General features: G+C 68.7%; 22 protein-coding genes. 11 read left to right on the forward strand and 11 right to left on the reverse strand.

Going from position 1 to position 23,391, the window contains the following annotated elements; translation table 11 throughout:
* Positions 1–250: 250 nt before the first annotated feature.
* The 4 genes from ACAM58_RS26820 to ACAM58_RS26835 are packed head-to-tail and all read right to left on the reverse strand — an operon-like array spanning position 251 to position 4,111.
* Positions 251–1,417: a mandelate racemase/muconate lactonizing enzyme family protein gene (locus ACAM58_RS26820; RefSeq protein ID WP_369664919.1), complete on the reverse strand. Its 1,167-nt coding sequence runs from the start codon at positions 1,415–1,417 to the stop codon at positions 251–253.
* A 29-nt stretch (positions 1,418–1,446) separates the two neighbouring features.
* The gene (locus tag ACAM58_RS26825) at positions 1,447–2,154 is read right to left on the reverse strand and encodes an SDR family NAD(P)-dependent oxidoreductase (protein WP_369664920.1); all 708 of its coding nucleotides are present in this window, start codon (positions 2,152–2,154) and stop codon (positions 1,447–1,449) included.
* Entirely contained in the window at positions 2,144–3,115 is a 972-nt protein-coding gene (locus ACAM58_RS26830; protein WP_278877958.1) for a tripartite tricarboxylate transporter substrate binding protein, read from the reverse strand. Before ACAM58_RS26830 ends, ACAM58_RS26825 begins: the two co-directional genes overlap by 11 nt.
* A gap of 57 nt (positions 3,116–3,172) precedes the next feature.
* Entirely contained in the window at positions 3,173–4,111 is a 939-nt protein-coding gene (locus ACAM58_RS26835; protein WP_278877959.1) for a dihydrodipicolinate synthase family protein, read from the reverse strand.
* 112 nt (positions 4,112–4,223) lie between these two features.
* Between ACAM58_RS26835 and ACAM58_RS26840 the strand changes: the two genes are divergently transcribed.
* Complete coding sequence (locus ACAM58_RS26840) at positions 4,224–5,165, forward strand: LysR family transcriptional regulator (protein ID WP_062364981.1); 942 nt, start codon at positions 4,224–4,226, stop codon at positions 5,163–5,165.
* Positions 5,166–5,171: 6 nt separating this feature from the next.
* Here ACAM58_RS26840 and ACAM58_RS26845 read toward each other — a convergent pair whose 3' ends face one another.
* Positions 5,172–6,023 carry a LysR substrate-binding domain-containing protein gene (locus ACAM58_RS26845; protein ID WP_369664921.1) on the reverse strand — a complete coding sequence of 284 codons (852 nt, stop codon included), beginning with the start codon at positions 6,021–6,023 and terminating at the stop codon, positions 5,172–5,174.
* 151 nt (positions 6,024–6,174) lie between these two features.
* Here ACAM58_RS26845 and ACAM58_RS26850 point away from each other — a divergent pair, with 151 nt between their 5' ends.
* The 7 genes from ACAM58_RS26850 (at position 6,175) to ACAM58_RS26880 (ending at position 13,677) form a co-directional block, all read left to right on the forward strand.
* Entirely contained in the window at positions 6,175–6,726 is a 552-nt protein-coding gene (locus ACAM58_RS26850) for a PPC domain-containing DNA-binding protein (protein ID WP_062364980.1), read from the forward strand.
* Positions 6,719–7,120, forward strand: coding sequence for a PPC domain-containing DNA-binding protein (locus ACAM58_RS26855; RefSeq protein ID WP_018904744.1), 402 nt, complete (start codon positions 6,719–6,721; stop codon positions 7,118–7,120). The genes ACAM58_RS26850 and ACAM58_RS26855 overlap by 8 nt, the downstream gene beginning before the upstream one ends.
* A 27-nt stretch (positions 7,121–7,147) precedes the next feature.
* Positions 7,148–7,963, forward strand: coding sequence for an SDR family NAD(P)-dependent oxidoreductase (locus ACAM58_RS26860; RefSeq protein WP_369664922.1), 816 nt, complete (start codon positions 7,148–7,150; stop codon positions 7,961–7,963).
* A 16-nt stretch (positions 7,964–7,979) separates the two neighbouring features.
* On the forward strand, positions 7,980–9,149 hold the full coding sequence (locus tag ACAM58_RS26865) for an acetyl-CoA acetyltransferase (protein ID WP_369664923.1): 1,170 nt from the start codon (positions 7,980–7,982) through the stop codon (positions 9,147–9,149).
* Complete coding sequence (locus ACAM58_RS26870; RefSeq protein WP_369664924.1) at positions 9,146–10,735, forward strand: acyl-CoA synthetase; 1,590 nt, start codon at positions 9,146–9,148, stop codon at positions 10,733–10,735. The genes ACAM58_RS26865 and ACAM58_RS26870 overlap by 4 nt, the downstream gene beginning before the upstream one ends.
* Positions 10,736–10,798: 63 nt before the next feature.
* A complete protein-coding gene (locus tag ACAM58_RS26875; protein WP_369664925.1) occupies positions 10,799–11,812 on the forward strand; it encodes a TRAP transporter substrate-binding protein in 1,014 nt (337 codons plus the stop codon).
* Positions 11,809–13,677, forward strand: coding sequence for a TRAP transporter large permease subunit (locus ACAM58_RS26880; protein ID WP_018904740.1), 1,869 nt, complete (start codon positions 11,809–11,811; stop codon positions 13,675–13,677). The genes ACAM58_RS26875 and ACAM58_RS26880 overlap by 4 nt, the downstream gene beginning before the upstream one ends.
* Before the next feature lie 19 nt (positions 13,678–13,696).
* Here ACAM58_RS26880 and ACAM58_RS26885 read toward each other — a convergent pair whose 3' ends face one another.
* From ACAM58_RS26885 to ACAM58_RS26895, 3 genes are all read right to left on the reverse strand, one after another.
* On the reverse strand, positions 13,697–14,431 hold the full coding sequence (locus ACAM58_RS26885) for a nucleotidyl transferase AbiEii/AbiGii toxin family protein (RefSeq protein WP_369664926.1): 735 nt from the start codon (positions 14,429–14,431) through the stop codon (positions 13,697–13,699).
* Entirely contained in the window at positions 14,424–14,801 is a 378-nt protein-coding gene (locus tag ACAM58_RS26890; RefSeq protein WP_369664927.1) for a helix-turn-helix domain-containing protein, read from the reverse strand. The genes ACAM58_RS26885 and ACAM58_RS26890 overlap by 8 nt, the downstream gene beginning before the upstream one ends.
* Before the next feature lie 225 nt (positions 14,802–15,026).
* Positions 15,027–15,800, reverse strand: a complete 774-nt coding sequence (locus ACAM58_RS26895) for a nuclear transport factor 2 family protein (protein ID WP_369664928.1) — start codon at positions 15,798–15,800, stop codon at positions 15,027–15,029.
* An 87-nt stretch (positions 15,801–15,887) separates the two neighbouring features.
* Here ACAM58_RS26895 and ACAM58_RS26900 point away from each other — a divergent pair, with 87 nt between their 5' ends.
* Entirely contained in the window at positions 15,888–16,889 is a 1,002-nt protein-coding gene (locus tag ACAM58_RS26900) for an AraC family transcriptional regulator (RefSeq protein WP_369664929.1), read from the forward strand.
* Between the two features lie 17 nt (positions 16,890–16,906).
* On the opposite strand, the gene ACAM58_RS26905 is transcribed toward ACAM58_RS26900, so the two are convergent.
* The 3 genes from ACAM58_RS26905 to ACAM58_RS26915 form a co-directional block, all read right to left on the reverse strand.
* Complete coding sequence (locus ACAM58_RS26905; RefSeq protein ID WP_369664930.1) at positions 16,907–18,664, reverse strand: carboxylesterase/lipase family protein; 1,758 nt, start codon at positions 18,662–18,664, stop codon at positions 16,907–16,909.
* A 90-nt stretch (positions 18,665–18,754) separates the two neighbouring features.
* Positions 18,755–19,699, reverse strand: a complete 945-nt coding sequence (locus ACAM58_RS26910; protein ID WP_369664931.1) for a LysR substrate-binding domain-containing protein — start codon at positions 19,697–19,699, stop codon at positions 18,755–18,757.
* Between the two features lie 79 nt (positions 19,700–19,778).
* Positions 19,779–20,564: an SDR family NAD(P)-dependent oxidoreductase gene (locus ACAM58_RS26915; protein ID WP_369664932.1), complete on the reverse strand. Its 786-nt coding sequence runs from the start codon at positions 20,562–20,564 to the stop codon at positions 19,779–19,781.
* Positions 20,565–20,696: 132 nt separating this feature from the next.
* On the opposite strand from ACAM58_RS26915, the gene ACAM58_RS26920 reads away from it, so the two are divergent.
* A complete protein-coding gene (locus tag ACAM58_RS26920; protein WP_369664933.1) occupies positions 20,697–21,362 on the forward strand; it encodes a TetR/AcrR family transcriptional regulator in 666 nt (221 codons plus the stop codon).
* A 218-nt stretch (positions 21,363–21,580) separates the two neighbouring features.
* Complete coding sequence (locus tag ACAM58_RS26925; RefSeq protein ID WP_369664934.1) at positions 21,581–23,371, forward strand: alkaline phosphatase; 1,791 nt, start codon at positions 21,581–21,583, stop codon at positions 23,369–23,371.
* The last annotated feature ends 20 nt before the right edge of the window (positions 23,372–23,391 follow it).

Below are 23,391 nucleotides of genomic sequence, written 5' to 3' on the forward strand. Positions count from 1 at the left end.
TTGCAGGAACGTGGTGTCCATGTGACCTCCCTGATCTTTTTCTTCTTCTGGAGAAGAAACTAGCCAATCAACTGTCTGGATGCAATGTGTGTGACAGGACGCATCAAAACAGCTGGATTATGCAAGAGGCCTTGACTCATTCCCTGGTAATTCGGCACGGATCGGGGCTATTTGATCGCAGTTGCCGAAAGATGTAATCCATACGGGCTACACCGCGCGCATTCTGCGAAGCCCGATGAAGCCCTTCGGGTTAACCCGCGAGCGCGCGCATCTCGGCGATCAGGTCGGCCTTGCCTTCGAACCCGATGCCGGGCAGCGGCGGCAGCGTGACGTAGCCGTCCTGCACCTTCACGCCGTCAGGGAAGCCGCCATAGGGCTGGAACAGGTCGGGGTAGCTTTCGTTGCCGCCGAGGCCCAGGCCCGCCGCAATGGCCAGCGACATCTGGTGGCCGCCGTGCGGAATGCAGCGCGAGGGCGACCAGCCGTGCTCCTTCAGCATGTCGAGCGTGCGCAGGTACTCGACGAGGCCGTAGCTCAGCGCGCAGTCGAATTGCAGCCAGTCGCGGTCGGGCCGCATGCCGCCGTGGCGGATCAGGTTGCGCGCGTCCTGCATCGAGAACAGGTTCTCGCCCGTGGCCATGGGGCCGGCGTAGACCTCGCCGAGCTTGGCCTGCAGCTCGTAGTCGAGCGGATCGCCGGCTTCCTCGTACCAGAAGAGCGGGTATTGCGAGAGCGCGCGGCCGTAGTCGATGGCGGTGGCCAGGTCGAAGCGGCCGTTGGCGTCCACCGCCAGCTGCTGGCCGGGGCCGAGGATCCTGAGCACCGACTCGATGCGCTCGCAGTCCTGCGCGAGCGTTGCGCCGCCGATCTTCATCTTGACCACCGAGTAGCCGCGCTCCAGGTAGCTCGCCATCTCGCGCTGCAGGCCCTCGACGCCCTTGCCGGGGTAGTAGTAGCCGCCCGCGGCATAGACGAACACGCGCGGGTCGGGCGTGCCGCTGCCGTAGCGTTCGGCCAGCAGCTGGTAGAGCGGCTGGCCGGCGATCTTGGCGACCGCGTCCCACACGGCCATGTCGATGGTGCCCACGGCCACCGAACGCTCGCCGTGGCCGCCGGGCTTCTCGTTGATCATCATGCGGGCCCAGATCCTGTGCGGATCGAGGTTGTCGCCGGTCTCGTCGAGGAGCGAGGCCGGCTCGGCCTCGAGCAGGCGCGGCAGGAAGCGCTCGCGGATCAGCCCGCCCTGGCCGTAGCGCCCGTTGGAGTTGAAGCCGTAGCCCACCACCGGCCGGCCGTCGCGGATCACGTCGGTGACCACCGCCACGAGGCTCAGGGTCATCTTGGAGAAGTCGATGTAGGCGTTGCGGATGTCCGACTTGATGGGGCGCGTGGACTCGAGGATGTTGACGATCTTCATGGTGCTTGTAGCTGGAGGAAAAAAAGAACTCAGCGGTGCAGCGACGCACCGCCGCAGATGGCGATGTCCTGGCCGGTGATGGCCGCGGCCGGCGCCGAGAGCAGAAAGGCCACCAGCGCCGCGATTTCCGCGGGCTGGATCAGCCGGCCGATGGGCGGCAGGCGCGGCGCGCTGCCGGCGCGCGCCGGGTCCTGCAGCATCGCGGTCTGCGTGGCGCCGGGCGACACCACGTTGAGGGTGACGCCGCGCTCCGCGACCTCGGCCGCCCAGCTGCGCGCGAGCGCGACCAGCGCCGCCTTGGTGGCGGCGTACTGGCCGCGGCCCGGCATGCCGTGCGCCACGCGGCTGCCGACGAACACCACGCGGCCATGGCCGCGCGCGGCCATTGAGGGCACCAGCGCATCGGCCAGCCGCGTGGCGGCATCGACATGCAGGCGCCACATCAATTCGCCGCCCGCATGGTCGAGCTGCCCGAGCGGGCCCACGCGCAGCACGCCGGCCGCATGCACGAGCGCGCCGGCATCCTGGAGAGCGGCCGCGGCGCGCGCGATGGCCTCGGCATCCGACAGGTCGACCGCCACATGCGCAAAAGCGGAATACGAGAGCGTGGGCGCCGCCAGGTCGAGCCCGCTCACGCGCCAGCCTTCTTCGAGCAGGTGCAGCGCAATGGCGCGGCCGATGCCGCTGCTGCTGCCCGTCACCACGGCATGCGGGGCTGCTGCCGCTTCATTCGACACGGATGTTGCCCTCGACGATGATCTTCTTCGAGCGCTCCATGTCGGCCTGCTGGAACTTCGCGAAGTCGTCGACGCTGCCCGGCGTGAGCAGCAGGCCCTGTGCGTTGAGCGTCTCGCGCATGTCGGTGCCCAGCGCCTTGTTCACTTCGGCATTGAGCCGCTGCGTGATCGCGGCCGGCAGCCTGGCCGGACCCCACAGGCCATACCAGCTGTAGAACTCGTAGCCCGGGATGGTCTCGCCCACCGTGGGCACGTTCGGCAGGCTGGTGGCGCGCTGGGCCGAGGTGACGGCCACCACGCGCAGCATGCCGCTCTTGTGGTATTGCAGCGAGCCGAGGATCGGATCGATGAAGCCGTCGATCTGCCCGCCGATCAGGTCCTGGAAGGCCGGCGCCGTGCCCTTGTACGGCACGATCAGGTAGTCGAGCCCGCCGGCGCGCTTGAGCAGCTCGGTCGACAGGTGGCCGGCCGAGCCGATCGAGCCCACCGCGAAGGTCATCTTGCCCGGATGCGCCTTGGCGTAGGCGATGAGCGACTTGACGTCGGTGATCGGCAGGTTCTTGTTGATGGCCACCGACAGCGGCGCCTTGGCGACCAGCGCCACCGGCGTGAAGTCGCGCGCGACCTCGTAGGGCACGGACTTCATCGTCATCGGCGCCGTGGTGAAGGTCGAGGCGTTGAACAGCAGCGTGTAGCCGTCGGCCGGCGCCTTCGACACCACGTCGGCGCCGATCACGCCATTGCCGCCGGGCCGGTTCTCCACGATGAAGGGCTGGCCCAGCTGGTCGCCGAGCTTCTGCGCGAGCAGGCGGCCGACGGTGTCGAGCGTGCCGCCGGGCGGGAACGGGATCACCATGCGCACGGGTCGGGCGGGCCAGGGCTGGGTCTGCGCAAAGCCGGGCGACGCCGCGGCGAGCGCGAGGGCCGCGAGCGCGGCGCGCAGGAAATGGGTGCGTTGCATGTCTCTTGTCTCCTTGTGTTTTTCGGGGGGAGGGCGGCGTGCCTTCCGCGTGTTCGCTCAGCGCCTCGACAGCCCGGCCTGCGCCACGGCGGCGCGTAGCGCGTCCATCTCGCGCGCATTGGGCGCCTCGGTCGGCGGGCGCACCGTGGCGTTGTCGAGCACGCCGGCCAGGTACATGCCGCCTTTCATGCGCGCATGCGCCTCGCCGGTCGGCTCGCCGCCGCCGTACACCGCGTCCTTCAGCGGCGTGATCAGGGCCTGCACCGCCATCGCCTTCTTCAGGTCGCCGGCCTTGACCGCGTTCCACAGGTCGATGATCAGTTGCGGGATGAAAGTGGCAAAGCCGACCAGCGCGCCGTCCACGCCCTGCACCATCGAGGCCAGCAGGTACTCGTCGTGGCAGCTGAGGATGGCCTTGGACGCATCGGCCTCGCGGATGGCCTGGATGTCGCGGGCGTACTTGTTCATGTCGCGCTGGCCGACCTTGAAGGCCTGCAGGTAGGGCAGGCGGGCCAGCTCGGCCAGCAGCTGCGACGAGTAGGAGGCGCGGGTCCAGGCCGGGTACACGTGGCAGACCAGGTCGAGCTCCGGCGCGGCGCGGTGGATGGCCTCGAAGTACTGCAGCGCATGGCCCGGCGTGAAGCCGAAGCGCAGCCAGTGGTGCGGCGGCATCACATCGAGCGCGGCCGCGCCGGCGGCCTGGGCGGCGCGCGCATGCTCGGCGGCTTCGGCCAGGCCTTCGCACACGATCGACGAGATCACCGGCATGCGGCCGCGCAGCTCGTCGGCGACGATGCGGGTCACCTCGGCGCGTTCGGCCGGCGTCAGCGAGAACACCTCGCCGGTGTGGCCGTTGGTCATGACCGCCACCACGCCGTCGTGCCCCGCCAGCCACGAGGCCAGCTTGCGCAGCGCCGGCTCATCGATGCGGTGGTCCGCGGTGAAAGGGCAGGAAATGGCGGGAATGATCCCGCGATAATTCGCGATGGAAGGCATGCTGTGTCTCCGTTGGGGTTCAAGGTGCAGGAATGCCCGCATCTTTGGCCGGCGGGGCATGCACCGTCCAATACTCGAATCGCATACAACTATTCAACCGCTCGCACTGCGCATGGGCCCCGGCAACCGACCCCTCGACCTCGAATGGCTGGAAGACTTCCTGGCCCTGGCCGAGAGCGGCAATTTCTCGCGCGCGGCGCAGGCGCGCTCCATCGCCCAGCCGGCCTTCAGCCGCCATATCCGCGCGCTCGAGGAGTGGGTGGGGGTCGACCTGTTCGACCGCAGCGCGCACCCGGCCGCGCTCACGGCGGCGGGCAAGCGCTTCCAGCCGCTGCTGCAGGAGGTGCTGGCCGCGCTGGAGGCCGCGCGCATCAAGACGCGCGCGGCGCACGACATGGCCGCGGCGAGCCTGAGCTTCGCCGCCACGCACGTGCTGTCGCTGACCTTCTTTCCGCGCTGGCTGGCCAGCGTGGAGGCGCGGCTGAGCCTGGGGCCGATCCAGACCATCTCCGACAGTTCGCAGGCCTGCGAAGACCTGATGCTGCAGCGCCGCGTGCAGTTCGTGCTGTGCCATGGCCATGCGGGTGCGCCCGGCCGGCTCGATGAAGCGCAGTACCCCATGCAGCGCCTGAGCGGCGACGTGCTCGTGCCGGTGGCGGCGCCGGATGCGCGCGGCCTGCCGCTGCATGCGCTGGGCACGCAGCAGGCGCCTTCGGTGCTGGCCTACAGCGAGGCTTCGGGGCTGGGGCGGATCATGCGGGCGATCCAGGACATCGAGTTCGGCAAGGACTTCGCGCCCTCGCTGTCGGTGGTCTTCACGGCGCACCATGCCGCGCTGCTGCGGACCATGGCGCTCGAAGGGCGCGGCCTCGCATGGCTGCCGATGAGCCTGGTGGCGGACGACCTGCGCGGCGGCACGCTGGTGGATGCCGGTGCAGGCGGCTGGCGGGTGCCGGTGGACATCCGGCTGTACCGGCAGCAGGCCCACATGGCGCCCGTGGCCGAGGCGCTGTGGGACCTCGTGAAGGACGGCGCCGCGGCGCCCGGCGCCTGAGCGCCCTCAGACGCTGCTGAGCGTCGGCAGCAGCGCCAGCAGCGCGCGCACCAGCGGCGAATCGTCCGCCTTGCGCCAGACCGCCAGGGTATCGATGTAGGTCTTCTCGCCCTTGAGCGAGCGGTACGCCACGCCCTCGCGGTGCAGCGCCTTGACGCAGGCCGGCACCAGCGCCACGCCCAGCCCGCCCGAGACCAGGCTCACGATGGTGTGCATCTGGCGCGCCGGAAACAGGCGCGGGCTGAAGCCGCGCCGCATGCAGGTGGCCACGATCGCATCGAACACCTGCGGCCCGAAGTGCCGCTCGAAGCCCAGGAAGCGCTCGCCCGAGAATTTTTCGAGCGCAATGCTGCCGGGCCGCACCAGCGGATGCGCCTCGGGCATCGCGAGGATCAGCGCATCCTTCTGCACCAGCCGCGAGCCCAGCGAGGCGGGCATGCTGGACGGCTGCAGCACCAGGCCCACGTCGAGCCGGCCCGATTCGACGTCGCCGATGATCTGGTCGGTCGTGCCCTCCCACAGCGCGATCTCGGCCCGCTCGTTCTCGTCCGAGAACTGCCGCAGCACCCGCGGCAAGAACGAATAGGCCGGCAGGCTGATGAAGCCGATCGAGATCGATCCCATGAGCCCGGCCGCGGCCTCCTGCGCGCGCCGGCGCAGCGTGTCCATGCCGAGCAGCACGGCGCGCGCGTCGCGGAGCGCTTCGTCCCCCGCGCGCGTGATCGCGATGCGGCGCGAGGTGCGCTCGAACAGCGTGACGCCCAGTTCTTCCTCCATCTCCTTGATCGCGAGGCTCACGGGCGGCTGCGACAGGTTCAGGCGCTGCGCCGCGCGCCCGAAGTGCAGCTCTTCGGCCACGGCGATAAGGCAGCGGAGGTGGCGGATTTCCATTGATCTGAATTTTGTATTGATCGATACGAATTCTAAATTTGTTGCTATTGATGTCAACTTCTAGACTTTGCCTCCACCAGCGCTGTCGATCCGAACGGCGCGGCAAGGAGACAACGCGATGGTCGAGAAACTGATGGGGCTGCCGCGCTCGCGCACGGTGGTGCATCCGGGGCCTTTCCGGCCCGTGCGCATCGATCGCATGCGCGACCAGAAGGGCCGGCACTTCCGGCTTTCGCTGCCCGGCGGCCGCACGCTGCACGAAAGCCTCGTGCAGGCGCTGGCGGACGAAGGCGTGGCCAGCGCATCGATGACGCTGATCGGCGGCGAGCTGGCCGAGCTCGGCTTCTGCCTTGCGTTGCCCGATCCCACGGGCCGCGTGCTCGCCACCTACGGCGCGCCGCACACGGTGCAGGGCGCCTGCTTCATCTTCGGCAACGCGACGCTGGGCAGCTCCGCCAGCGGCACGCCGGTGGTCCATTGCCACGGCGCCTTCCGCACCGCCGACGGCGCGGTGCGCGGCGGCCACATCCTGACCGACTGCACGGTGGTCGGACGCCGCAGCGTCACCGCGGTGGTCACAGCGCTCGACAGCTTCGAACTGCGCGTGGTCTACGACGACGAAACGCGCATGCCGCTGATGCGGCCCCAGGCCAGGCGCATCCATGGCTGAGATGCGCATGATCGAAAGCGGGCGCATGGGCCGCGTGGCCTATGCGCGCATCGCGCCCAACGAAGACCTCGTCTCCAGCGTCGAGAAGCTCTGCCTCGCGGAAGGCTTCGGCCATGCGTTCGTGCGCGGCGCGCTGGGCAGCCTCGTCGATGCCTGCCTCGAACGCGCCGACGGTTCCTGCCAGGTGATCCGCGGTCCGGCCGCCGAGATCGTGAGCCTGGCCGGCGAGGTGCGTTCGCAGCCCGACGGCTCGCTGCGCGCCGCGCTCACCGGCGTGGTGGCGGACACGCACGGCCACCTGTATGGCGGGCCGTTCGTGGCGGGCGCCAATGCCGTCTGCGTCACCTTCGAAGTCACGCTCGAAGAGTGGCTGCCATCGCCGGGCAACAACTGATCTCATTCACTGCAGAAATTCCCATCCATGACCGAACTCTCCACTCCATCTTCTTCCCGCGTCGCCGTCGTCACCGGAGGCGCGCGCGGCATCGGCCTGGCCATCGGCCGCTGGTTCCTGGCGCACGGCTACAGCGTCGCGCTGCTCGACATCGACGGCGCCACGCTCGACCAGGCGGTGGCCGAACTCGCGCAGCCCGCGAAGCTGCTCGGCCTGCACTGCGACGTGTCGAAGCCGTCGCAGGTCGAGAGCGCGGCAAAGGCCGTGGTCGAGCGCTTCAGCCGCGTCGATGCGCTGGTCAACAACGCCGGCGTGGCGGTGTTCAAGCCGGTGCTCCAGACCTCCTTCGAGGAATGGCGCACCGTGCTCGGCACCAACCTGGACGGCGCTTTTCTCTGCACGCAGGCCTTCGGCGCGCTGATGGTCGAACGCGGGAGCGGCGCGGTGGTGAACATCGCCTCGATCTCGGGCCTGCGCGCCAGCACGCTGCGGGTGGCCTACGGCACCAGCAAGGCGGCGCTCATCCACCTGACCAAGCAGCATGCGGTGGAGCTGGGCAACGCCGGCGTGCGCGTGAACGTGATCGCGCCGGGGCCGGTGGAAACCGAGATGGCCAAGCTCGTGCACAGCGTGGCGATCCGCTCCGACTACTACGACACCATCCCGCTCGGCCGCTACGGCACGCCGGAGGAAATGGCCAACGCCGTGGGCTTCCTGTGCAGCGACGAGGCGAGCTTCATCAACGGACAGGTGCTGGCCGTCGATGGCGGCTTCGATGCCGCGGGCGTCGGCCTGCCGACCCTGCGCCGGGGCATGCCCGTGCCCGCCACCGACCACGCCTGACAAGGAGAACCGCTCAATGACCACCAACGCCTGCATCATCGGCTGGGGACACACGCCTTTCGGCAAGCTCGATGCCGTGGAGAGCGAAGCGCTCATCCGCTCGGCCGTCGAGCCTGCGCTGCAGACTGCGGGGCTCGCCGCGGCCGACATCGACGGCGTCTTCGTCGGCCACTTCAACAGCGGCTTCCTGCCGCAGGACTTCAGCGCGTCGCTCGTGGGCATGGCGTTGCCCGAGCTGCGCCACGTTCCCGCGGTGCGCATGGAAAACGCATGCGCCACCGGTTCGGCCGCAATCTGGGCCGCGCTCGATGCGGTGCAGTGCGGGCGCGTGCGGCATGCGCTGGTGGTCGGCTTCGAGATCATGAACGCCGTGCCCGGCCCGCGCATTGCCGAGACGCTGCTGCGCTGCTCCTACGTGAAGGAAGAGGGCGAAACGCCGGCGGGCTTTGCCGGCGTCTTCGGCAATATCGCGGGCGGCTACTTCGAACGCTTCGGCGACCAGAGCGATGCGCTCGCGGCCATCTCGGCCAAGAACCACGCCAACGGCGTGCACAACCCTTATGCGCACATGCGGCGCGACCTGGGTTTCGACTTCTGCCGCCAGCCGTCGGAGAAGAACCCCTTCGTCGCGGGCCCGCTCAAGCGCTCCGACTGCTCGCTGGTCTCCGACGGCGCGGCGGCGCTGGTCATCTCGGCCGGGCCGGTTGCGTCGGCGACGGTCCCCGCGGTGCGCTGGCGCTCGCGCACGCAGGTCAACGAGTACCTCCCGCTGTCGCGCCGCGACCCGACGCGCTTCGAGGGCGCGGCGCTCGCGTGGCAGCAGGGGCTGGCCGCGGCGGGGCTCTCGCTGCATGACCTGGGCTTCGTCGAGACGCACGACTGCTTCACCATTGCGGAGCTGCTCGAGTACGAAGCCATGGGCCTGGCGCCGCACGGGCAGGGCGCACGCGTGATCCTGGACGGCGTGAGCCGCAAGGACGGCAAGCTGCCCGTCAATCCGTCGGGCGGACTGAAGTCGCGCGGCCATCCGATCGGCGCTACCGGCGTGTCGCAGCATGTGATGGCGGCGATGCAGCTGGCAGGCCTGGCGGGCGACATGCAAGTCGGCTCCGGCAAGCCGGGCGCGGTCTTCAACATGGGCGGCGCCGCGGTCGCCAACTACCTGAGCGTGCTGGAGGCGGCATGAGCCAGGCGCGGGCGATGAACCTGTCCGCGCTGCTGTCGCAGACGGCCGCGCTCTTTCCCGATCGGCCGGGCCTGATCCAGGGCGAGCGGCAGTGGACTTGGCGCGAGATCGATGCGCGCGTCGATGCGCTGGTGCAGGCGCTGCGCGCGCTCGGCATGCGGCCGGGCGACAAGCTGCTCGTGATGTCGCGCAACAACCCGGCGCTGTTCGAGAGCTGCTGGGCCGCCTTCCGCCTGGGCGCGGTGTGGGTGCCCGTCAACTTCCGGCTCACGCCGCCGGAGGTCGCCTACCTGGGCAGCGCCAGCGAAGCCAGCGTGATGCTGGCCGAGGACTGCTTTGCCGAGCATGTGGAGGCCGTGAAGGCCGCGTCTTCGCATCTGCGCTCGGTCGTCACCATCGGTCTTTCGCGCGCGGATGAACTCGGCTACGAGGCGCTGCTCGCGGCCAACGCCGGTGCGCCCGCGGCGATGGTGCAGGTCGATGCCGATCATCCGCTGTGGTACTTCTACACCTCGGGCACCACCGGCCGCCCGAAGGCCGCCGTGCTCACGCACGGGCAGATGGCCTTCGTCGTGGCCAACCACCTGGCGGACCTGATTCCGGGCACCACCGAGCACGACTGCTCGATCGCCGTCGCGCCGCTGTCGCATGGCGCGGGCATCCACGCGCTGCTCAACGTGGCCCGCGGCGCGGCCACCGTGCTGCTCGCGTCCGACAGGCTGGAGCCCGCCACCTTCTGGGCGCTGGTGGAGCGGCACCGCGTGACCAACGTCTTCACGGTGCCGACCATCGTCAAGATGCTGGTGGAAGACCCGGCCGTCGACCGCTTCGACCACGGCTCGCTGCGCTACGTGGTCTATGCGGGCGCGCCGATGTACCGCGCGGACCAGAAGCGCGCGCTGCAAAAACTCGGCAAGGTGCTGGTGCAGTACTTCGGCCTGGGCGAAGTCACGGGCTGCATCACGGTGCTGCCGCCGGCCATGCATGCCGCCGCCGACGACGATCCGAACGCGAACATCGGCTGCTGCGGCCGGGCCCGCACCGGCATGGAGGTGGCCATCCTCGACGCGTGGATGCAGCCGGTGCCCGCCGGCACCGTGGGCGAGATCTGCTGCCGCGGACCGGCCGTGTTCGCGGGCTACTTCAACAACCCCGAGGCCACCGAGAAAGCGCTGCGCGGCGGCTGGTTCCACACCGGCGATCTCGGCCGCATGGATGCGCGCGGGCTGCTCTACATCACGGGCCGCGAATCGGACATGTACATCTCGGGCGGCTCCAACGTGTACCCGCGCGAGGTCGAAGAAATCTTGCTGATGCATCCCGGTGTGCGCGAGGCGGCGGTGCTCGGCATCGCGGACGAGAAATGGGGCGAGGTGGGCGTGGCGGTGATCGTCGCTTCGCAACCCGGCCTCACGGCCGAGCAGCTGCTGCAGCACCTGGACGGCCGCTGCGCGAAGTACCGCTGGCCGCGGCACATCTTCTTCTGGGATGCGCTGCCGAAGTCGGGCTACGGCAAGGTCGCCAAGGCCGACATCCGCAAGCAGTTGCTCGAACGCGGTGACGTGAAGGAGGCCGCCACCACCTGAGCGCACCCATCGACGCCGCCCCGCACGAGCAGATCCATTCACAAAAGGACCAGGAGACAAAAAATGAGCATCACCCGCCGCACCGTGCTGCGCTCGACGGCACTGGCCGCCAGCCTCGCCGTTCCCATGCATCGGGCCTTCGCGCAGAAGGCCGAGTTCAACTACAAGTACGCGAACAACCTGCCGGTCACGCATCCGCTCAACATCCGCGCCAAGGAGATGGCCGACGCCATCCGCGCCGAGACCGGCGGCCGCGTCGACATCCAGATCTTCCCGAGCAACCAGCTGGGTTCCGACACCGACGTGCTGAGCCAGCTGCGCTCGGGCGGCGTGGAGTTCTTCACGCTGTCGGGGTTGATCCTTTCCACGCTCGTGCCTTCGGCGTCGATCAGCGGCGTGGGCTTTGCGTTCAACGACTATGCGAGCGTGTGGAAGGCGATGGACGGCGAGCTGGGCGCGCACATTCGCCAGCAGATCACCAAGGCCAACATCGTGCCGATGGAGAAGATCTGGGACAACGGCTTCAGGCAGATCACCTCGTCGAGCCGGGCCATTGCCGCGCCGCAGGACATGAAAGGCTTCAAGATCCGCGTGCCGGTGTCGCCGCTGTGGACCTCGATGTTCAAGGCGCTCGACGCCGCGCCCACGTCCATCAACTTTGCCGAGGTCTATTCGGCGCTGCAGACCAAGATCGTCGACGGGCAGGAGAACCCGCTCGCCATCATTGCGACGGCCAAGCTCTACGAGGTGCAGAAATTCTGCTCGCTGAGCAACCACATGTGGGACGGCTTCTGGTTCCTGGCCAACCGGCGTGCCTGGGACAAGCTGCCCGCCGACCTGCGCACCGTGGTGGCCCGCCACATCAACGCGGCCGGCATGAAAGAGCGCGCCGACGTGGCCGAGCTCAACGCCGGGCTGCAGAAGGAACTGGCCGCCAAGGGCATGGCCTTCAACCAGCCGGACGCAGCCGCCTTCCGCGACCAGTTGCGCAAGGCCGGCTTCTACAGCGAGTGGAAGGCCAAGTACGGCGACGAGGCCTGGGCGCTGCTCGAGCGCAGCGCGGGCAAGCTTGCATGAGCGGGCCGGCCCTCGGCCTGGCGGCCGGCGCGCGGGTCGATGCGCCCCGGCTGTCTGCCATCGAGCGCCGGCTCGGCACGCTGGTCGACATCGCGGCCGGCGGCCTCGTGCTGGCCGACGTGGCGGTGCTGCTGGCGGGCGTGCTGGCGCGCTTCGTGTTCCACAGCCCGCTGGTCTGGTCCGACGAGCTCGCGTCGATCTTGTTCATCTGGCTCGCGATGCTGGGCGCGGTGGTCGCGCTGCGGCGCGGCGAGCACATGCGCATGACGGCGCTGGTCTCGATGCAGCCGCCATCGCGGCGTCCGTTGTTCGAGGCCTTGGCGCTGTGCGCCTCGCTCGCCTTCCTGGCGATGGTGGCGTGGCCGGCCTGGGAGTACGCGTCGGAGGAGCGCTTCATCACCACGCCCGCGCTGAACATCTCGAATGCATGGCGGGCCGCGGCGCTGCCGGTGGGTGTGGGCCTGATGGGCCTGTTCGCGGTGCTCAGGCTGCTGCGCGACGTGGAGTGGCGCATCACGGCCAAGGCGGTGGCCATCGTCGTTACGTTGGTGGTGGCGTTCACGCTCGGCCGCTCGGTGTTCCAGGAGCTCGGTCGGCTGAACCTGCTGGTGTTCTTCGTCGGCGTGGTGCTGGCGGGCGTGCTTGCGGGCATTCCCATCGCCTTTTCGTTCGGCCTTGGCACCTTCGGTTACCTGGCGCTGGCCACCGACACGGCGCTGCCGGTGATCGTGGGGCGCATGGACGAGGGCATGTCGCACCTGATTTTGCTGGCGGTGCCGCTGTTCGTGTTCCTTGGCCTGCTGATCGAGATGACCGGCATGGCCAAGGCGATGGTCGCGTTTCTCGCGGGCCTGCTGGGGCATGTGAAGGGCGGGCTGTCGTACGTGCTGGTGGGCGCGATGTACCTCGTGTCGGGCATCTCGGGCTCCAAGGCGGCCGACATGGCGGCGGTGGCGCCGGCGCTTTTCCCCGAGATGAAGCAGCGCGGCGCGAGCGAGGGCGAACTCGTCGCGCTGCTGGCCGCGACCGGCGCGCAGACCGAGACGGTGCCGCCCAGCCTGGTGCTGATCACCATCGGCTCGGTCACGGGCGTGTCGATTGCCGCGCTGTTCACGGGCGGCCTGCTGCCGGCTGTGGTGCTGGGCCTGATGCTGTGCGTGGTCGTGTACTTCCGCTGCCGCGGCGAGGACCTGCGCGAGGTCGTGCGCACGCCGTGGCGCGAGGTCGGCCGGCTGGCCGTCGTGGCGCTGCCGGCGCTGGCGCTGCCGTTCGTGATCCGCGCGGCGGTGGTCGAAGGCGTGGCCACCGCCACCGAGGTGTCGACCATCGGCATCATGTACGCCGTGGTCGCGGGGCTGGTCGTGTACCGGCAGTTCGACTGGAAGCGGCTGGGGCCGATGCTCGTTGCGACGGCGTCGCTGTCGGGCGCCATCCTGCTGATCATCGGCACCGCGACGGCCATGGCCTGGGGCCTCACGCAGTCGGGCTTCTCGCGCCTGCTGGCCGAAGCGATGACCGGCCTGCCCGGCGGCGCGCCGATGTTCCTGGCGGTGTCGCTGGTGATCTTCGTGGTGCTGGGCAGCGTGCTCGAGGGCATTCCGGCCATCGTGCTGTTCGGGCCGCTCTTGTTTCCGATAGCGCGCCAGTTGGGCATCCACGAGGTGCACTACGCGATGGTGGTGGTGCTGTCGATGGGCCTCGGCCTGTTCGCGCCGCCGCTGGGCGTGGGCTACTACGCGGCCTGCGCGATCGGCCGCGTGCATCCTGACGCGGGCATCCGGCCGATTGCAGGCTACATGGTGGCGCTGCTGGTGGGGACGATTGCGGTGGCGGCGATTCCTTGGCTGTCCATTGGGTTTCTTTGAAGGGGCGGGGGACCTGCTATCAGTAGTTGGCAGCTTTGCCCCTGGCGCTCGGAGTTCGGGGCAGCAAGGCCTTGATGCGCTGGCGAAGCAGCGCGGGTGTCACAGCAGGCGTCATTTGCAGCACCGCCATGCAGCGGTCCATTCGTCCGTGGCGTGTCAGCAGCGCATTCACGGCCTTTGCCAGATCGCTGTCGATGCTGCTGCCGTAGGCTTGTCTGGCCTTGGTCGCCGCGCGGCGCAGCAGTGCAGAACCAGGGTGCATCATGGCCAGGTCGATGATGTCGCGGCTGAAGACGCTGTCGTCGGCCCAGCGATCCGAATTTGCAAGCAGCTTGCTTGCGGCCATGTCCAGCACGGTGAGCGTCGCAATGTCGCCGATGCGGTCTTGCTCGCCCGGCGCATCAAGTTCGATGCGTGCTTCGAGCACGATCTCGAACTTGATATCGACGTCACCCACACGCACCATCGATCGGATGCCATATTGATCGGCGCGAAGTTCGCCGGTCTGCTGGATCTTCGCGCCCTTGCGGGCCAGCGCGCTCAGCCCCTGCTCACCGGTCAGCAGCTGGCGCAGCTGCCGGTAGCCATCGATATCGGAAACGAGGAAGTCGATGTCCACCGACTCGCGGTACTCACCATAGCGAAGCGCGATGGCCGTGCCGCCGCCGAACAGGCAATGGTTCTCGGCGAGCAACTCGGCATCGAGCATTGCAAGTGCCTCGGCGACCCGTCGGTGGTGCGGCCGTTCAAACATGCAGCGGCTTCCTGCCCAATGCGCGTGCCAGTTCGTCGAGCAGTTGCCGCTCCCGCGCGTCGAGCGCCGATGCGTCGACATGGCGCCAGTTGCGTTCGTAGGTGGCCCAGGCCTCTGCAGGTGTGAGCTCGGTATCCGGCGCCAACTGCCAGGCGAGCCGGCGCAGTTGGGGGTAATCGGAGATTCGAACGCCGCCCGCAATCGGCGCCGGGGGCGCGGATTGGGTTGCCGGGACCACGTCGACATCCAGCCCCAGCGCGGCGAGGGCATTCATGTAGGCCCCCATCGTGACCGAGGGTTCGCCGCGTTCGATTCGGTGCAGCGTCATGCGGGACACGCCCGCCGCCTCTGCCGTTGTGGTGGCGCTCACGTTCAGGGCCTTGCGGCGAGCGTGGATGCGCCGGCCGAACGCTGCAAGGCGGCGATCGGCCGCAGGGGCAAGGGGTGGCGCTGCAGAGGGCATATATGTATCTCATACTAGACAAAACTTGAGAATATGTCCAGAATGAGATACGTAAATTGAGATTACGGCGAACATTGCCGCACGGCGCGGCCTGCTCAGTTCCTTTTCGGGCTGGCAGAACTCCTCGCGCGTTCATTCGCCCTTGACGTAGCCGCGCGCTTCCACGATCTGGCCGCCGCGCACCAGCATCAGGTTCACGCCGCGCACCGACTGGCTTTCGTCCTCGCCCCAGTGCAGCCGCCAGCGGATCGTCGCCCGCTCTCCGGCGACCGTCACGTCCTCGATGTCGAACCAGGTATCCGGACGGGTCGCGATTCCCCGCCACAACGCCAGGCAGGCGTCGTGGCCGACATGGCGCGAGCCATTCGGCGCCGGCGTGGTGTTCTCGATGACGCAGTCCGCGGCGATCAGCTCGGGGAGGGCCGCCGGATCATGCCGCTGGAAGACCTCGTTGAACCGCCGGATGACCTCGGAGGTGCTCTGCTGCCCGGCCTGGCCGAGGTTCGACACCGCCGGTGTCTTGGCGTAGCCCAGGGCCTCCGCGATCCGGCCGTGGCGCACCTTGATCAGCGTGACGCCCCGGACCGAATTCTCCTGGCCCTCGCCGAAGCGGTAGCGCCAGCGGTTGATCGCCCGGTCGCCGCAGATGACCACTTCCTCGGTCTCGAAGGCGCCGTTTGGATCCGCGATCATGGCCTGCCAGAAGGCGACATTGGGCTCCTGGCCCTCGACCCGCAGCCCGTCGGGCGCCGGCTGCATCGCTTCCATGATGCAATCCGGAGCGACGAGCTCCCGTATGGCGGCGGCGTCCTTGTGCCGGAATGCGGCCATGAAGCGTCGCACGGCATCGGCCGTCTCCCCGGCCGATGCGGAATCGGAAAATATGAAACTGCTTGCGTCGGTCATGATGGTGTGTCCATGGTTGTCGAGCCCCAAGGATGGGCCGCCTGCGGCCGCATGACCTGATCGAGCGTCCGGCTTACTTTGCAGCGCATGAACCAGACCGATCCCCTTTCCGAAGCGTTGGGCAACGTGCGCCTGAGCGGCGCGATCTTTCTTGACGCCGAGCTGAGCGCGCCCTGGGGCTTTGCGTCGCCGCCAGCCAGCGCGGGCGCGCACCTCATCGCGCCTTCGGCGGAACACATGGTGCTGTTTCACCTGCTTGTCGAAGGCAGGGCCTCCGTGCGGCTTCCGGGGCAGCCCCGGTTGGCGCTCGAGGCGGGCGACGTTGCCATCCTCCCGCTGGGAGACGCGCATGAGCTCTGGAACGGGCGCGGGGCCGAGCTCACCGACTCGTCCGCGCTGCTGCCGAAGATCCTGGAGGGAGCGGTGGTCTCGGAGCGCGGCGGCGGCGGCGGGCCCGTCACCAAGTTCATCTGCGGCTATATCGGCTGCGATCGCCAGGCCAGGCGCTTCTTCCTGGCGGGCTTGCCGCCGCTGTTCAAGGTGAACATCCGCCGCGGGTCGACGGGCGCGTGGATCGAAAGCACGCTCCGCCACCTCGCCTCCGATCGCGAGCCGGCCGGCGCCGGGCGCAACGCGCTGCTCGCCAAGCTGGCCGAGGCGCTCTTCATCGAGACGCTGCGCCGCTACATGTCCGAGCTGCCGCGGCAGCGGACCGGATGGCTCGCGGCCGCACGCGATTCGGCGGTGGGCCGGGCCCTGGGCGCGATCCATCGCGAGCCCGCGCACCCGTGGACGGTCGCGTCGCTGGCCGAACAGGCCGGGATGTCGCGCACCGTGTTTGCGGAACGGTTCACCCGCCTGCTGGGCGAGGCGCCGCTGGGCTATGTCGCGCGCTGCCGCATGCAGCTCGGCGCCCGCCTGCTCGAGAGCACCGATGACACGGTGCTCGAAGTCGCGCTGAACGCGGGCTACGAGTCCGAGGCCGCCTTCAACCGTGCGTTCAAGCGCGAGTTCGATGTTCCGCCTGCGCGCTATCGGACGCAGCGGCGCAGGGGAGACCGGATGGCGGCGGACAGCGGCGCGCAATGACCGCCCGCCCGGGTGACTCAGTAGCCGAGCAGGGCGTCCCAGACACCCAGTTGTGCGAACTTGGGTACCGGGCCGATCGTTGCCACCGCGGCGTTCTGCCCGCCGAACGACGCCGCGGAGTCCGACACGCTTGAAAAGCGCGGCCAGCCGAGCTCCGGCGCCAGCCGCGCATTCCCATCGCTCGCGAACGACAGCACCGCGGTCATCAATGCGTCCGACAGCTGCGCTTCGGCAGCGCCTGCTCCCACCTTGTCTCCGTAGTAGTCGAGCCCGAAGCTGCCGAACAGCATGGGCAATTCCGCGCAATGGGGCACGCCGCGCCCCGGCGCCTGTATCTGATGCGCATAGGTGGCGTATCGGACATTGCCTCCGTCGCCGGCAACCTTGGCGGCATAGCGCACGCTGAAGTTGCGCAGGACGCGGTCGCCATAGATTTCGATCCACACATCACCCGGCGCGGTCGACCGGCCTTCGCGTGCGGCTGCATCGGTGTAGGCGTCGATCACCGCATCGGCGTTCGCCTGCGAGCCACCTGCTTGTGGTGTCACCAGGGCCAGGAGCTCGGCGCGGCTGGCGGGCAAGGCCGGCGTCAGCCGTGCCTGGGTGATCGGGTCGTAGGCATCGAGGAAGAACGATCCTTCCGTCAGCGTATTGGTGATCACGAGGGGAAGATCGCCCGGCCACGCGGTGCGCGTCCAGTCGGAAAGGCAGACCTGGCCGTCGATGATCGGTGCTGCGCGCAAGCCCCGGCCGGAGGTGATGCCCGCCGGCAGCGGCTGCGCATTGAGCGCGAGTTCGGCCTGGTGCAGCGTCGAAGCCGGAATGTCGCGCAGGCCCGAGGGCGTTGTCTGCAGCCTGGCGGCCAGCGCTTCGGCATACCTTCCGGCGTCGGCCAGGGTGAAGCCGGTGGGCGCCGGCACGCCGGCCGGGCTCAACAGCATGGCCTTCTGGAAGCAGGCCCGCGCCACCGGGTTCTGCGCCAGGATCGCGCCGCTCGTGCCGCCGGCGGACTGCCCGATGAGGCAGACATTGGCGGGATCGCCACCGAACGCCTCGGCGTTGCGCCGCACCCACTGCAGCACCGCGATCTGGTCCTGCAGCTGCCAGTTGGCCTGCGTCCCGGTGTCGGGATCGACGAGGTCCGGGTGCGACAGCGTGCCCATCGCGCCGAGCCGGAAATTGGCGGTGACGACGACCACGCCCTTGCGCGCGAGAGCCTCGCCGTTCATCAGCGGCATGCTGGTGGCGCCGGTGCGCCATGCGCCGCCGTGCAGCCACACCACGACGGGCAGCTTGCGGCGCTGGCTCGGCGCCCACACGTTCAGCGTCAGGCAGTCCTCGCTCTGAACCGCAGGGGAGGGATAGATCCAGGTCACGTACGCCGGCAAGGTCTGCAGGCTGGCGGCCCCGAAGGCCGTGGCGTCGAACACGCCGCCCGGGGCCCGGTACGGCTGCGGCGAGCGAAAGCGCAGGGCGCCGACGGGCGGCTGCGCATACGGGACGCCGAAGAAGAACGCGACGGCGTCATCGGCCGTGCGCTGGCCCTTCAATGTGCCGGAGCTCGTTTCGACCATGGGTGCCGGGGCCGGCGCGGGTGCAGGGGCGGGTGCGGGTGCGGGAGGCGCCGCCGCAGCGGGCAAAGGGAGAAAGCCGTTGCCGCTGTTGCCGCCGCCGCCGCAGCCACTCAGCGGCACGGCGGCCAGTGCGCCGGCGGAAAGGATGAACCGGCGCCGGCTGGTTGCCGAATGCCTGCATGGATCGCTCGACGTCGTCATGTGCTTCCTTGTTCGCCGGCCCGGGATGGTGCCGAAGCGGCCGCGAGTCTAGGAAGGATGACCGCCGCATGACAGGGCCGGCGGCGCAACTCAGCTTTCCAAAAATGCGTTGCCTTGGCCCGGCTGGCCCAGCACCGAGGCCGCTTCGCAGAGTTCGTCCAGGAAAAGGCGCCCCGCAATGGTGAGATCGCGCCGCGAGGGGTAGAGCGCAAAAAGCGAGATCGGCGGCGGCGTCCAGCCGGGCGCGATCAGGCCGAGGCGCCGGGCCTTGAAATCCGCGGTGCACATCGAGGCGGGCAGCTGCGCCACACCGAGCCCCGCGAGCGCAGCTTCGCGGATCTGCAGCAGGCTGTCGCTCGTGAACTGCACGCGCACATCGATCTCTGCGTCGCCCTCGTGCGCGTGGTTCAGCAACCAGCGTGCAGGATGCGGCATGAAGGTCCAGCCGATCGCCGGGCAGCCCTGCAAGTGCGCGGGAAGCGCGGCACCCGGCAGCGCATCGCGCACCTTGGGCGATGCGACGAGTACGTAGGGAATGTCGGCCAGCTTGCGCATCACCAGGCTCGAGTCGCGAAGCGGCTTGACCGAAGGACGAATCAACAGGTCGACGGGATCGCTGAATGCCGAGGGCCGGCCGTCGGTTGCGTCGAGCGTGATCGCCACGCGCGGATGCCGCAGGCTGAAGTCGATGGCCAGCGGGGCCACGAGCATGGCACTCAAGGCGATGGGACACGAGATGCGAAGCGTGCCCGATGCCTCGCCCAGGCTGTCGCGCGCGGCGGACAGCGCGCGCTGCGCTTCGGCCCGTATGTTCGCGCCGTGCGCATACATCCGCTGTCCGATGTCGGTCACCTTGAACCTGCGCGAATTGCGCACGATCAGGCTGACGTTCAGGCGTTTCTCGAGCCCCGAGATGCGGCGGCTGAGCCGCGACACGGGAATGCCGAAGCGCTGGCTCGCGGCGCTGAACCCGCCTGCCTCGACCACGGCGACCAGGGCCATCAGGTCGTCCGCGACATCTCCGGTTTCGTCCATCTTCGGCTCCCAAGGCAAAAGACGGCATTGTGGGTTGGCCGGGCACCTGGCGGCGGCCCGGGTGGCGCGCGCGGCGCGCTCAACTGTTCATGACGCGCGCAAAGATGGCCTGGTGCAGCCATCGCGGCGTTGCCCACACCATCGCCACGGCCGCCTTGTTGTTGAAGCCTGGAACCACACTGACGCGGCCGGCGTGCAGCGCATGGATTCCCGCCCGCACCACCGGTGCCGGCTTCATCATCAGCAGCTTGAGCCCCCATGTGATCTTCTGTTTTGCGGCCTGCGCAAAGCCGGTGTCGGACATGCCGGGGCACAGCGAGGTCACCGTCACGCCATCGCGCTTGAACTCACGGTGCAGCGCATCGCCAAGGCGCAGCACATAGGCCTTGGCTGCGCCATAGACGGCCATGTTTTCCACGCCGAAGTAAGCCAGCATGCTGGCCACGAGCAGTATCTTGCCGTGGCCGCGTGCGCGCATGTCCTCGCCGAAGAGCCGCGTCATGACCGTCAGGCTTGCGATGTCCAGTTGCAGCATGTCCAGCGCGCTTTGCATCGGCGTGTCGAGGAAAGTACCCTGCAGGCCATGGCCTGCGTTGTTGATCAGGATCTCGACCTCGATGGCGCGCTCGCGAAGGCTGGCGTGCAGCGCGTGGACGGCGGCCACGTCCGACAGGTCGGCCTGTTCCACGATGACCCTGGTGCCCCACTCCTGTTGCAGCGCCGCAGCCAGGGCTTGCAGCCGATCGAGCCGGCGCGCCACCAGAATCAGCGGGTGGCCCTTGGCCGCGTATTGCCTTGCGAATTCTTCGCCAAAACCACTGGATGCACCAGTGATGAGAACCCAGGAGTCGATGTTGGTAGCCATGATGTTCGCCTTTGTTGAAGCCGCTGTGATGCTGGAGGTGGCCGGCATCCTTGCTTTCAGGCAAGATTGGAGACCGACGGTCTGTAATGTAACAGACCATCGGTCTTTTAGCAAATGGAGTGTGATCGCCGCATGAATTCGCCCATCCCCTACGTACGCGCCCGCTCTGCCGAGCAGAAGGAAGAGCGGCGCCGCCATCTGCTGGCCACGGCCCGGGAAATGCTGCACCGGAGCCCGGAGGCCCTCGACCTGGGCATCAACGAACTCGCGCGCGAGGCGCAGATGACCAAGTCGAACGTCTACCGGTACTTCGAAAGCAGCGAGGCGGTGTTGACGGACCTGCTCGTCGAAGAATTCGCAGGCTGGCATGCCGAGCTGGGCGCGGCACTGGCGCGCGGCGGCAAGGCCGGCGCGAGCGTCGAGCACATTGCCCGCGTCTTCGCCTCGACCATTTCTGCGCGGCCCTTGCTTTGCCGGCTGATCAGCATCCTGCCGTCCATCCTCGAGCGCAAGGTGTCGTTCGAACGCATGGTCGACTTCAAGGGCAGCCTGCTGGCGGTCCGCCAACAGACAGCGCGGGACTTCCATGCCCGCGTGCCCGCCATGCCGGTGCCGGCCTTCGAACAGGTGGTGAAGCATTCGCTGCCGCTCATCATCGGGCTGTGGCCGCTCAGCAACCCGGCGGGGATGGCCGCGCAGGTGACCGAGCTCCCCGAGTTGAAGAGCCTGCGGTACGACTTCGAGAAAGACCTCGAACATGCCCTGCTCACATTGATGCGGGGAATGGCCCAGGCGTAGAAGGCGTTCGCAGCGGGAATGCGCCATGCGCGGTTGGAGCGCTGTGCATCGTGGCCGCCGACACCCTGAACTGACGGCACGCCGTGCGCTCCCGGCTGACGCGCGCATCGGCGGCAGCCTACGTTGAAAACCAAGGTCCTCACATTCAAATGGCGCCGACGTCGAACGGGGACCGAGGCGTGCCGTGCGTCTTGCCGTCGGCGGATCAGGAGACTGCCATGCGCATCCACGACGAGAAGAAGAACAACGGCGAGGCAAGCCATGCCGTTCATGATGCAGACACCGACCCCCCGCAAGCCCTGAGCGGCACCACCCGGCGCTCGCTGCTGCGCAGCGCCGTGCTGTTCGCGATGTTCTCGGGCAGCGGCATCGGCCTGACCGCCTGCGGCGGGGGCGGCGGCGGAGGAGGAGGAGGAGGAGGGGGCATCGGCGGCGGAGTGGGGGGAGGGCGTCCGCCCGACGACTCCAACTCGGTGTTCAAGCACGGGATCGCGAGCGGCGATCCCTTGTCCGACCGCGTGATCCTCTGGACCCGCGTGACGGCCGCCGCGCCGGGCACTCTCAACGTCGAGTGGGAAGTGGCCAGCGACGAGCGCTTCGGCATCATCGTGGCGCGCGGCACCGCGAGCACCGGCCCCGAGCACGACTACACGGTCAAGGTGGACGCCATGGGGCTCCAGCCGGCCAGCACCTATTTCTATCGCTTCCTGATGGGCAACGACCACTCGCCCATCGGCCGCACCCGCACGCTGCCGGTGGGCGGCGTGTCGCAGGCCAGGCTGGCGGTGGTGTCGTGCTCCAATTTCCCGAGCGGCTACTTCAACGTCTATGCCGACATTGCCAAGCGCACCGACATCGACGTGGTGCTGCACCTGGGCGACTACATCTACGAGTACGGGGTGGTGGGCTATGCGTCGCAGCTGGCCATTGCGATCGACCGCACATCGAACCCCGACCACGAGATCCTGACGCTCGCCGACTACCGCCTGCGCCATGCGCAGTACCGCACCGACGGCGACCTGCGCGCCCTGCATGCGCGGCTGCCCATGATCGCGGTGTGGGACGACCACGACCTGGCCAACGGCGCATGGTCCGGCGGCGCCGGGAACCACGACGAAGCAACCGAGGGCAGCTTTGCGGCCCGGCGCGCGGCCGCCGTGCAGGCCTACCACGAGTGGCTGCCGACGCGGCTGCCCGACCCGGCCAACCCGCTGCGGATCTACCGCTCCTTCGACTTCGGCACGCTGGCTTCGATGCACATGCTCGACACCCGGCTGATCGGCCGCGACAAGCAGGTCACGCTCTCGCAGTACCTGGCCGGCGAGGCTTCGGCGGCCACGCGGCAGCTGATGGGCCAGCCGCAGGTGGACTGGCTGTCGCAGCGCATGGCCGCATCGCCCTGCACCTGGCAGGTGCTCGGCCAGCAGGTGCTCATGATGCGCATGGCCATCCCCGTGAGCATCGCGACCGACTTCAGCCTCGAGACGCTGAGCGCCTACCTGGCGGCGCAGGCGCTTCCGGATTCCGCCCGCAGCGACAGCCAGCGCGCGCTGATCACGCAGCAGAAGGTGCCCTACAACCTGGACGCGTGGGACGGCTACCCGGCCGCGCGCGACGTGGTGCTTGCCATGGCGCGCAACCAGGGCAAGAACCTGATCTCGCTGGCCGGCGACACGCACAACGCCTGGGCCGGGAACCTCACCGACGCCTCCGGGCAGCGGGTCGGCGTGGAGTTCGGCACTTCCTCGGTGTCGTCGCCCGGCTTCGAGCGGGCGCTGCCGCTGATTGCCAACGACCTGCTGGCCGATGGCTTCCGGCGCATGGTCGACGACCTGCGCTACGCCGAGACCAGCAAGCGCGGCTATGCGGTGCTGACCCTCACGCCGGCCGAAGCGCGCTGCGACTACATCGAGATCAGCACGGTGCTGAGCCGCGACTATTCGGTGAGGACCGCAGCCACGCTGCGCGTGCTGCCCGGTGTCGGCAACCTGCAGGTGCTCGCTGCCTGAACATGGGTGGGTGGCGCGGT

The sequence above is a fragment of the Variovorax sp. V116 genome, assembly GCF_041154435.1.
Lineage (GTDB): Bacteria > Pseudomonadota > Gammaproteobacteria > Burkholderiales > Burkholderiaceae_C > Variovorax > Variovorax paradoxus.